The sequence below is a fragment of the Aeromonas sp. HMWF014 genome (assembly GCF_963878295.1).
GTDB classification, from domain to species: Bacteria; Pseudomonadota; Gammaproteobacteria; order Enterobacterales; family Aeromonadaceae; genus Aeromonas; species Aeromonas popoffii.
This window is the reverse complement of the sequence record NZ_CAWNYS010000032.1, coordinates 1-10,282: the sequence shown is the minus strand read 5'-3', so window position 1 is coordinate 10,282 and position 10,282 is coordinate 1. Positions and strand designations below refer to the sequence as shown.

The following is a 10,282-nucleotide window of genomic DNA, read 5'->3' as shown; positions in this document are numbered from 1 at the left end:
ACCGCCATGCAGCGTCTGGGCACCGGTCTGCGCATCAACTCCGCCGCCGATGATGCCGCTGGTCTGCAGATGGCTACCCGTCTGCAAGCTCAGTCCAACGGTCAGAAGGTCGGCATGCGCAACGCCCAGGACGCCGTCTCCATGATGCAGACCGCCGAAGGCGCCATGGACGAGATGACCAATATCGTCCAGCGTATGAAGGATCTGGCCACCCAGGGTGCCAACGGTACCACGAGCGCGGAAGATCGCCTGGCCATGGGGACCGAGATGAAGGCGCTGACTGCCGAGCTGCAAAACATCAGCGACAACACCAAGTTTGGCGGCCAGGATCTGATCAGTGCTACGGGCAAGTTTGGTGCCGGGACTGTGACCTTCCAGATCGGTGGCTCTGCCGCCGAGAAGCTGGATGTTGCTGCTAATGCTAACGTCAAGGCCGTGAATGACGCCATCGCCCTGGCGACCACGGATCTGGCCGCTGCCGATGCAGCAGCGACTCCCTTGGCGTCCACTGCCTTCAATGCACAGATCACCAAGATGGAAAGTGCTCTGGATGCCATCGGTACCACCCGTTCCCAGTTCGGTGCCAACATCAACCGTCTGGAACACACCGTCAATAACCTCTCCAACATGAAAGAGAACACCGACATGGCCAATGGTCGCATCATGGATGCCGACTTCGCCCAGGAGAGCACCAACATGACCAAGAACCAGATGCTGATGCAAGCTGGTATGTCCGTGCTGTCCAACTCCAACCAGATGACCGGCATGGTAACTTCCCTGCTGCGTTAATGAGTTATCTGGCCGCTCCAAGCGGAGCGGCCTTTGTTATTGCTTGTGCGTTGGAAAGAGTCGCTTCGGTTTTTTCCAACAGGCATGCCACAGATAAAAGGATGTGATGATGCAAGTAGATCCGGCCAGCATGGCGATGCAACTGGTAGCTATCGAGCGCCAGAATATGGATAAACTGCTAAAAAAGCAGATGGACAGTCTCAAGGGGCAGCAGAGTGCGATTAGTGCGCTCAATACCAAGCTGTCGAGTTTCCAGACCATGCTCAAGGATCTGAACAAGGCATCCAATCTGCAAGCCCAGAAGGCTGACATGTCCCAAGAGGGGATCATGACGGTGACGAGCAATGGCAAGGCCAGTTCGGGGCAGTACAGCTTCCTTGTGGAACAGCTGGCCCAGTCTCATCAGGTTGGTCTCAGCCTGGATAGCGAGACTGATCCTCTGCCTGCGGATGGCGTTTTCTCTCTCACAGTTAAAGGCAAGACGCTCGAAATCAATCTGGCCACCTTTGCACCTGGGTCGACAGTCAAGGATCTGGTCTCCCACATCAACGGTGCTATGGACAACCCTGGGGTCAAAGCCACACTGGTTCGTACCGATGGCAAGGTCAACATGGTGCTGACCAGCAAGGATAGTGGCGTAGAGAATGCCATCACCCTTAACTACAGTGGTGATGCCTCCGATGCACTGGGGAGCGCGGTTGCTAATCCGCGCGAAATTACCAAGGCACAGGATGCCATACTGAAGATGGGAGGGAATGATCCACTGACCATTACCTCCGCCAGCAACAAGATTGAAAATGTGGTTGACGGGCTGACGTTGCAGTTGACCAAAGCCCAGAAGGGCGACGATGCCCCCCTGCTGGTGACAGTGGCGCAGGATCAGGAAGCCGTCACCGGTTCACTCAAGAAGTTCGTCGACAGCTACAACGAGCTGATTGATGAGCTGGCCAAGATGACGTCAAGCGACCCTAAATCCCCTGGTGCGCTCTCTTCCGATAGCGGTGTGCGCAGTCTCAAAAGCATGCTTTCCAACAGTGTGCGGGATCTGCCCAATGGCCTTAGTCTGAGCAGCCTTGGTATCAAAACTGACAAGACGGGCAAGCTCTCTTTCAATGAGACTGATTTCAACAAGGCGCTGGAGAAGGATCCCGAACTGCTTGGCAAGGCATTGATGGGAGATGATGGCCTGCTCAAGCGGATGAGTGACTCACTCGATCCTTACACCAAACGCGACGGTGCCTTGAAGGGGCGCAAGAGCGGGTTGGAGGCTGGTGAAAAGCGTGTAAATGAACGAATGGAAGCACTGGATCGTCGTATGGATTCCGCGTATAAGCGCTATCTCAACCAGTTTACCATCATGAATCAGATGATGCAGACAATGGGCTCACTCTAAGCCAGAGTCAGTCTCACCATCCGTTGCGTCTTATCCCGAACAAGCGAGTTGTACATGTTTGAACACCAAGATGGCTACGATGCCTATCAGTTTGCTGCTACTCAGGCCAAGGCTGCCAGTGCCGATCCACATCAGCTGGTGCTGATGCTGATGGATGGTCTGCTCGATGAGATGGCCAGGGCGGAAGGCCATATTCTTGCCAAGCAATTTGAGCGTAAGGGGCAGACTATCAACAAGTGCCTGCAAATCTTGGGGGGACTGGATAGTGCTCTTGACATGGAGAAGGGCGGGGAGCTTGCCGCCAATCTGCATCGTCTTTACGACTACTGTGGTCAGCGTTTGTTTGAGATCAGCGTGTCCAACGATGTCGCCGGGTTTGTCGAGGTTCGTCGCATTCTGCTGGAATTGAAAGAAGGTTGGGAAGCGATGGCGCAGCATGCTCGCTAATGCGGAAGTTATCCTTCCCCTGTTTTAACTCGATACCACCGCTATCATCTGAAATTCCTCAACTCCATATCTGGCCTGCTCCTTGCTAGTCGGTAAGGTCATCTTAATTAGGGGCCATTATCATGTCGATGATCGGGTCTAAGCCGCTCAGTACAGAACTCGAGACGCGTCAGCGTCAGCTGTTGGGGCTGGGTCGCCTGAGCTTACAACAGGCGCGTGCTGGCCAATGGGACGCTGTGCGGCTGACCGATAGCCGGCTGACTCAATTCATTCAACAAATGCTCCAGCAACCGGACGTGTGGTCATCATTGGAGCCAGCTCGTGCACAGGTACGTAACTGGCAACAGGAGGCCTTGCTGTTATGTCAGCAAGAAACGGCACTGCGTGAGCAGGAATGGCGCGATCTGTCTCTGAAACGGGAGGGGTTACAGGCTTATGGTGAGGTACAAGAATGGGCATGATCCAGTTTGCCGGTGTCGACAGCTTATCTAGCCTCGAATCGACCGGGTTCAGCCGCCTTGCTCGTCAATCCGACGAGCAAGGCGAAATTTACCACCCCTTGGATCTTTCGCTCACAGAAGAACTCACTGCGCTGCCAGCGGAGGTTGTTGACGAGGCTGACACTGATGTGGCCGATGAGGTGCCAGAAGATGCGACTGAGCAATTGGAGTCCTTCGCCAACATGCCACCCGTATTCATCCTGAATGATGACGTCACGAGGTTATCATCTGTGCGATATGCTCAACCTGATGCAGCGATGAGTAGCGGGAAGGAGAGTGGAGTCGTTCATGACGGTGCTCCCTCCATATCGGTGGCATTGCGTTCGTTGTCGGCCTATACGCGACAGGAGACAGAACGGCCCCATGTTGTTGAACTGGCCTCGTTGGGCAAGGATAAACCTGCCTTTTTCGTGACCGATTTTTCCCGAATGATGGTGGGACAGCAAGCTGCCCAGGGCGGCGACCTGCCATTACGCGACAAGCTGATAGCCAGTTTGCAACCCGTGCTGGGCGGTGAAGTGGCAGCCGAGCGTGAGTCTGGAGTATCCGAGCTCAAGGGGGGGGCGGGAAACCTGTTGTCATCGCCTCTTACCCGGCCGATGGAATATCAATGGGCCCCCGCCAAGTTGGCTGATAACCCTGCACAGTGGGGCCAGCAACTGGTCGATGTGTTGAAGGACAAGCTTGATATCCAGGTCAATCAACAGATCAAGCAAGCACATATCCGTCTTGACCCGCCTGAGCTGGGCAAGCTTGAACTGACCGTTCGGGTCGATGGTGACCGTCTCAACGTTCAGATCAATGTAACCAATCCTGCTGTGCGAGAAACATTGATCCAGTCAATGGAGCGACTGCGAATGAGTTTAGCTCCCCATCATGCTGGTGGGGTTGAGGTCAATGTTGGTCAGGGAAGTGAGCAGGGACAGCAGGAAAAATGGCAGCAACAGCAAATTATGGCCGGCAGGCGGCAGTGGCAAGAGGATCTTGATCCAACTGATCGCACTATGCGGGACTGGCTGAATACCCTGGTCTGATTTTTATTATCCGGCAATAGCAAGAGTGATTCATATTATGCGGCGTGTCATGAAGTGGTTGATGGTGGTCGTGATGGCCCTGTGCCTATTAGCCGTGCTGGCCTATGGCGTTTATCTGAAGCGTGATTTGGTCGCCGTGTGGTTGGGGCTGGCCGAACCTACGCCTGAGTTGAGTGCGACTCCATTGTTCAAACCGATGGATCGCTTTGTCATCAGTCTGGAAGGGGGCGCCGAGCCTCGTTATCTTGTGCTGGAAGTGGCGCTGGTTACTCACAATCCGGCACAACTGAATACCTTCAATGAGCTGACTCCACTCATCCGCAATGCGATGGTGCAGTATTTCAGCCATCGCACGCACGATGATGTGAAAAAAGAGCTCCAGAACATCACGGCATTGCAAAGTTCTCTGCTTGGTAAACTGGTTACGACACTGCAGGGCTATGGGTACAAGACCTATCTGGATGAAGTGTTGATCACCAAGGTATTGGTGCAGTAACACCGCATGATGGATGCCAACTGGGATACGCCGCCTGAGTTTGCCACGTCACCCCCTCGTATGGGTGAGCAGGCTATATTGACTCGTTATCTGCCTTTAGTTAAACGGGCAGCCAGCCACCTGCGCAGCCAGGTCTCTGCCTGCTTCGATCAGGAGGATATGGAGCAGGTTGGTATGATGGGCCTGCTGGAGGCCTGGCGTCGTTATGACAGTGAACCGGACCCTCAGTTTGAAAGTTACGCTTTCAAACGGATTCGTGGTGCCATGCTCGATGAGCTTCGGCGTCTGGATTGGCGGCCTCGTCAACTACGTCAGCAGGTGCATAGCCACAATCAAGCCCAGCGAGAACTGTATAACCGTTTGGGACGAGCCCCGACTGAGCAAGAACTGGCCGTCTCCCTGAATTGTACCGTGGAGGAAGTACGCCAACTGGCATATGCCAGTCAAGCCGAAGCGTTACAGAGCTTGGAAGAGTGGCTGGAGAATGGCGGCAAGGCACCTGCCACTGAGTCTGATGATGTTGATATGGCCATGACCATCAGCAAGGTTCTCACCTCATTGGACAAGCGAGAGCAACTGCTGCTCTCACTCTATTACCAGCAAGAGTTGAATATGAAAGAGATCGCGCTGGTGCTGGGCCTGACCGAATCACGAGTCTGCCAATTGCACAAACAGTGCGTCCTTCAGCTCAAGCAACGTTTGGTCGACTCCATATATTAATGCTTCACCAGGTGTGGTGAGGCTCCTTGAATTCTGCGGGAGCGTTCATGCAAAAACAGATAGGTCTTGGCGTCATTTTCATTTGTGTGCTGGGTGGTTTCATGATGGCGGGCGGAAAGCCGATCGCGTTGTGGCAGCCAGCTGAGCTTATCATCATCATAGGTGCTGCGGTCGGTTCCATGTTTCTTGGTAACTCGAAAGAGGTGATGCATGAGATGTGGCACCAGATGAAGCAGTGTTTCAAATCCAACAAGGATGAGAAAGAGATCTACCGTGAACTGTTGACCTTGATGCACCAATTGCTGGAGGAGACTCGCAATAAGGGCATGAAGGCACTCGATGAACATATCGAAAACCCGCAGCAGAGCTCAGTGTTTTTGATGTATCCCCAGATATCGGAAGACCCTCAACTGCTCGGTTTCATCATTGATAACTTGCGTTTACTGGGCATGGGCAAGATTACGCCTCATGAGCTGGATACCATGCTGGAACTGGAGATCATGGCTATTGAAGAGGACATGCTCAAACCGGCACACGCCCTGCACAAGACAGGTGAGGCCTGCCCGGGTTTCGGTATTCTGGCTGCGGTGATGGGGATCATTATTACCATGCAGCACCTGGATGGCCCATTGAGCAATATCGGCGTGCATGTCGCTGCGGCGTTAGTGGGAACCTTCATTGGCATCTTCCTTTGCTACTGCTTGCTGGAGCCTATCAGCAACGCCATGGAGGAGATGGTCAAGCGCCGGATAGGACTGCTGATGTGTATCAAATCTATTCTGATCGCCCAGCTTCGTGGCAAAACCCCGCTCATCTCGGTCGATTCAGGCCGTAAGATGCTGGAGCCTGACGTTAAACCCAGCTTCCTTGAATTGGAAGATTGGGTGACGAACAGGGCCATGTAATGCGCAACCACGAACAGATCATCATCAAGCGTCAGCAACGGCGTAACAGTGCGCCCAAGGGGGGGGGGGCCTGGAAAGTGGCCTTTGCCGATTTCACCTTGGCGATGATGGCATTTTTCATGGTGTTATGGATCCTGGCTGTCTCAAGTCAGGAAGAGCGTGAGGTCGTCGCCAGTCGTTTACGTGATTACAGTATCATGGACAGTGAAGCAAACCCGTTCGATATCCGCAACAGTCCCTACCCGGTGGATCTGGGAGGCCACCCATCTGTGCTGGAAGAGCTCCGTCCCAAATTTATCGAGGAAGGACAGCGGATGCCAAAGCATATGCAGCGGAATCGCAGCATCTTTTCTGATGGGGCCAGCGGTGGTTACGAGAACTTGCTGGTGGGGAAAATTGAAGGTGAGGCACAGATGAAGCAACTGGCAGGGTTCATTGGCTCGCTGGCGGATCAGATGCAAGCCAAAAACAACCTTGAGCTACAACTGGTACCGCAAGGCTTGAGGATCCTCATTCGTGATGACGATGAGCGTGAGATGTACAGCCGTGGGAGTGCTAGGATCAGCCCCTTCTTCCGGCATATGCTAATGGCGTTGGCTCCCATATTTCAGCGAGTTGAAAACCGAGTCATGATCTCGGGCCACACCGATAGCACCCCTTTTGCGGGTGACAACTACAGCAACTGGGAGCTTTCATCTGATCGTGCCATGATGGCAAGGCGGGTCTTGCTTGCCGGAGGTATGCCCCCAGAACGCGTCGGGCAGGTTGTGGCCATGTCAGATACCATGCTGGAGGATAAAGCTGATCCTCAAGGTAGCCAAAACCGCCGCATCGAACTGCTGGTAATGACAAGTCAGGCGGAAAAAAATCTGGAACAGTTATTCAGTGTGCAAACGAAAGCAGCAGTGAAGCAAGCCAAGGACGACACTTCTCATGGACAACCTTGAAATGGACCTGCCGGGATCGGATACGCTGAGTGATCCTCGCCGTAAGGTCCCCCGTTGGTATTTGCATGATGGCAGTACTCCACTGGAGTCACAAAGCTGTGGTATTGCAGCACGTCTCATGGTGTCGGGTCTTCTGTTCGATAAGAGCATCGGCCGGGTTGTGATCAAGGATATAGGGCCGGGGGGGGTTGGCTTTCTGGCACCTGCACGTTTCATCCTGCCCGAGATTGTCAGTCTGTCGCTCTCCCCACGTATTGTGTTGGATTGCCAAATCACTCATCGGCGTTCAATTGGTCAATACCTGAGCTTCTATGGCGCCCGTTGGTCAGATCCAGAATCAGTAGACCTGTCGCCAGTGCTCAGTCATTGGCGACATTGTTTCATGGTATCAGGAGGGGGCGCTTCGTCTCCAGTCCCAGTGGATCCGGTAACGGCTCCAGTCTGATAGCTCCACGGCTCATATCCAGACCCCTTGCTGCCTGCAGCAGCAAGGGGTCATGCAAGCTTTCTAATGAAATGGCTTTTTGAATGATGTTCTGCCCTTTTTTTGTGACTGGAGTAGGGGATTTCCCGCGGCTATAGACGATGGGACAGTTGGTTACTCCAAGAGCGTTGGGTAGCTGCCAGGCAGGATTCCAGCGACTGGCCTCATTCATGGCTACACCTTTTGCCATCGCCCAATCCAGTAATGAGCAGCTATTCGGATGCCGTATCACCTGCAAATCTTCCCCTTCCTGCCAAGATGGCAAAACGAATTGGTATTGTTCTGCGCGATCCAGTAGCTGAGATAGTGCAATGAACCGGGCCACATATAGCCGCGTTTCTGTCGGTAGGGATAGTTCCCACACATTACGAGTTCCTGCATCGAGTACTGCTTTCAGCACCCGCCCCTCTCCCGCGTTGTAAGCCGCCAAAGCCAGCAGCCAATCTTGACCAAAAAACTGATAGAGCCAACTGAGATAGGTGAGTGCCGCATCAGTTGCGAGTGGTAGAGAGTAGCGTCCATCGAAACCTGAAATCATGGGAATGGAAAAACGAGCCGCGGTACTTGGCATCAACTGCCAAGGTCCGGCAGCCCCTGCAGCTGATACAACATCCAGCCGATAACTGCTCTCAATCAAGGGAAGGAAAGTGAGCATGGTAGGTAGCTTACGTTCACGAACCTGTTGTCCGACCCACCGGATCATTGGCTGCGACTGAGTGATTCTTTTTTGCAGATGCTCACGTTGCTGCAGTAGGAACTGAGTCTGTTGAGTGACTAGTTCGACTCCTTTTCCTTGTACAGGGGTAGGAAAACCAGCCTGCCAATGATAGTTATGATAGGAATAACAATAGGGAGAGGTCAGTAACAGAGTGCCAACTAGCCAACAGAGTACCCGAGTCATGATGTCAGGGGTATGCAGGGAGGGCTGAACAATAAAAACATGATGTATCTCAACAGTTTTTGACAGTTTTTGTCGACTGTTCATGTGGAATCCAGGACGTGGTAAGCATGATAACACGAGTAAAAAAGACCCCGATAGCGGGCAAGGCGATCCAGAAGTTTTTACTGTATTTGATTCTCGCCAATTTTGTGTTGATGGGTCTCTATGTCATGTATACAGGGGAGCTGGCCTTTGGTACTAATCTTCTGCTGACATTTCTGCTGATCATCTACAACTTGTTGCTCTGCCAGCTGGTTTGCTTGCGGGCACGGCGAGCAGGGGATGACTACATCATTTACCCTGTGGTCGGCGTCAGCATCATTTTGTGCACCGTTGTATTGTACCGCTTCATTATTTCTCCCTGATTATGGCGGTTTATACCCCAGCCCAAAATTAATCGGTTTTATTTCTACACAAATAACTCGTGGAAAATCAACTCATTTAATCAGCGCTGCCCAAACACTGCGTCAATATGTTCCCTATGCCCGATATCCTCTCTTGAAAAGCCCTCAGCACGTCCTTAAACTTCAAGGTGGGGAAAAGTGGATCAAAGTGGTTTTTATCGGGCGATTTGCCCTCTTAACTCATTTTCAGGGACTGCAATTTGTTGCGTGGTGCTCACGCCATCAGCCTGGACAGCAAAGGGCGATTGGCAATTCCGACCAAGTACCGTGATTGGCTGCGCGACGAAAGCGAGGGCCAGCTGGTCTGCACCATAGATATTGCTCATCCCTGCCTGCTGCTTTACCCCCTGAATGAATGGGAAGAGATAGAGCGCAAGCTCAAGATGCTCTCCAGCATGAACCCCGTAGAGCGCCGCTTGCAGCGGTTGTTGCTCGGCCATGCGACCGAATGCGAGCTGGATGGCAATGGCCGTCTGCTGCTGAGCCAGCCACTGCGTAACCACGCCGGGCTGGACAAGAAGATCATGCTGGTGGGCCAGCTCAACAAGTTTGAGCTGTGGGATGAAGCCCGCTGGCAACAACAGGTCAATGATGACATTCAGGGCCTGCCCGAGGACGACTGGGCAAGCTCGCCACGACTACAGGATTTTTCTTTATAAATGACCCAAGCCGCTGAACACATCACAGTGCTGTTGCACGAAGCCGTTGAAGGGCTGGCCATCAAGCCGGACGGCATCTACGTCGACGGTACTTTTGGCCGGGGTGGTCACTCTCGTCTGATTCTCCAGCACCTTGGCCCGAACGGCCGGCTGATCGCTATTGACCGGGATCCCCAGGCCATTGCAGAGGCTGCCAAGATCCAGGATCCCCGTTTCGAAATCGTGCACGGCCCCTTCTCCGGCATTACTACCTATCTGGCCGAGCGCGGTCTGCTGGGCAAGGTAGACGGCTTTCTGCTGGATTTGGGTGTTTCCTCCCCCCAGCTGGACGATGCCGAGCGTGGTTTCAGTTTCATGAAAGACGGCCCGCTCGACATGCGGATGGACCCCACCTCCGGCCAGAGTGCCGCACAGTGGCTGGCTCGCGCCGATGTGGATGACATTGCCTGGGTATTGAAGACCTTCGGCGAGGAGCGTTTTGCCAAGAAAATAGCCCGCGCCATCGTCCACGATCGGGTCACCGAGCCCTATGTGCGAACCCGCCAGTTGGCGGAGATGATTGCC

Annotated in this window: 13 protein-coding genes; 12 read left to right on the top strand and 1 reads right to left on the bottom strand. The window is 53.5% G+C overall.

Annotation, left to right across the window (positions count from 1 at the left end):
* The 9 genes from lafA to lafU form a co-directional block, all read left to right on the top strand.
* A partial coding sequence (gene lafA, locus AAC083_RS01080) for a lateral flagellin LafA (protein ID WP_108535674.1) occupies positions 1-789 on the top strand: 789 nt, incomplete at its 5' end.
* Between the two features lie 109 nt (positions 790-898).
* Positions 899-2,182: a lateral flagellar capping protein LafB gene (gene lafB / locus AAC083_RS01075; protein ID WP_108535672.1), complete on the top strand. Its 1,284-nt coding sequence runs from the start codon at positions 899-901 to the stop codon at positions 2,180-2,182.
* 54 nt (positions 2,183-2,236) lie between these two features.
* Complete coding sequence (gene lafC / locus AAC083_RS01070) at positions 2,237-2,629, top strand: lateral flagellar export chaperone LafC (protein WP_108535671.1); 393 nt, start codon at positions 2,237-2,239, stop codon at positions 2,627-2,629.
* 122 nt (positions 2,630-2,751) lie between these two features.
* Complete coding sequence (locus AAC083_RS01065) at positions 2,752-3,090, top strand: LafX (RefSeq protein ID WP_108535670.1); 339 nt, start codon at positions 2,752-2,754, stop codon at positions 3,088-3,090.
* Entirely contained in the window at positions 3,087-4,163 is a 1,077-nt protein-coding gene (gene lafE / locus AAC083_RS01060; protein WP_308810987.1) for a lateral flagellar hook-length control protein LafE, read from the top strand. The genes AAC083_RS01065 and lafE overlap by 4 nt, the downstream gene beginning before the upstream one ends.
* 37 nt (positions 4,164-4,200) lie before the next feature.
* Positions 4,201-4,659 carry a lateral flagellar basal body-associated protein LafF gene (gene lafF, locus AAC083_RS01055; RefSeq protein WP_108535668.1) on the top strand — a complete coding sequence of 153 codons (459 nt, stop codon included), beginning with the start codon at positions 4,201-4,203 and terminating at the stop codon, positions 4,657-4,659.
* A gap of 6 nt (positions 4,660-4,665) precedes the next feature.
* Positions 4,666-5,379: a lateral flagellar system RNA polymerase sigma factor LafS gene (gene lafS, locus AAC083_RS01050; RefSeq protein ID WP_108535667.1), complete on the top strand. Its 714-nt coding sequence runs from the start codon at positions 4,666-4,668 to the stop codon at positions 5,377-5,379.
* Between the two features lie 47 nt (positions 5,380-5,426).
* A complete protein-coding gene (gene lafT / locus AAC083_RS01045; RefSeq protein WP_108535666.1) occupies positions 5,427-6,284 on the top strand; it encodes a lateral flagellar motor stator protein LafT in 858 nt (285 codons plus the stop codon).
* Entirely contained in the window at positions 6,284-7,231 is a 948-nt protein-coding gene (gene lafU / locus AAC083_RS01040; protein WP_108535665.1) for a lateral flagellar motor protein LafU, read from the top strand. Before lafT ends, lafU begins: the two co-directional genes overlap by 1 nt.
* Positions 7,232-7,611: 380 nt before the next feature.
* Here lafU and AAC083_RS01035 read toward each other — a convergent pair whose 3' ends face one another.
* Entirely contained in the window at positions 7,612-8,466 is an 855-nt protein-coding gene (locus tag AAC083_RS01035) for a lytic transglycosylase domain-containing protein (RefSeq protein WP_108535673.1), read from the bottom strand.
* Positions 8,467-8,723: 257 nt separating this feature from the next.
* Here AAC083_RS01035 and AAC083_RS01030 point away from each other — a divergent pair, with 257 nt between their 5' ends.
* The 3 genes from AAC083_RS01030 to rsmH all read left to right on the top strand — a co-directional run.
* Positions 8,724-9,020 (top strand): hypothetical protein, encoded by a 297-nt coding sequence (locus AAC083_RS01030; protein ID WP_108535663.1) that lies wholly within the window; start codon positions 8,724-8,726, stop codon positions 9,018-9,020.
* A gap of 239 nt (positions 9,021-9,259) precedes the next feature.
* Positions 9,260-9,718, top strand: coding sequence for a division/cell wall cluster transcriptional repressor MraZ (gene mraZ / locus AAC083_RS01025; RefSeq protein WP_042039062.1), 459 nt, complete (start codon positions 9,260-9,262; stop codon positions 9,716-9,718).
* Positions 9,719-10,282: 16S rRNA (cytosine(1402)-N(4))-methyltransferase RsmH (rsmH, locus tag AAC083_RS01020; RefSeq protein ID WP_108535662.1), on the top strand; the 564-nt coding region annotated here is incomplete at its 3' end. It abuts the gene before it with no gap.

Coding starts and splice junctions, on each gene's coding strand:
- lafS (WP_108535667.1), top strand. CDS start 4,666: ATGATGGATGCCAACTGGGATACGCCGCCTGAGTTTGCCACGTCACCC.
- lafB (WP_108535672.1), top strand. CDS start 899: ATGCAAGTAGATCCGGCCAGCATGGCGATGCAACTGGTAGCTATCGAG.
- lafT (WP_108535666.1), top strand. CDS start 5,427: ATGCAAAAACAGATAGGTCTTGGCGTCATTTTCATTTGTGTGCTGGGT.
- lafU (WP_108535665.1), top strand. CDS start 6,284: ATGCGCAACCACGAACAGATCATCATCAAGCGTCAGCAACGGCGTAAC.
- AAC083_RS01065 (WP_108535670.1), top strand. CDS start 2,752: ATGTCGATGATCGGGTCTAAGCCGCTCAGTACAGAACTCGAGACGCGT.
- AAC083_RS01030 (WP_108535663.1), top strand. CDS start 8,724: ATGATAACACGAGTAAAAAAGACCCCGATAGCGGGCAAGGCGATCCAG.
- lafF (WP_108535668.1), top strand. CDS start 4,201: ATGCGGCGTGTCATGAAGTGGTTGATGGTGGTCGTGATGGCCCTGTGC.
- lafE (WP_308810987.1), top strand. CDS start 3,087: ATGATCCAGTTTGCCGGTGTCGACAGCTTATCTAGCCTCGAATCGACC.
- lafC (WP_108535671.1), top strand. CDS start 2,237: ATGTTTGAACACCAAGATGGCTACGATGCCTATCAGTTTGCTGCTACT.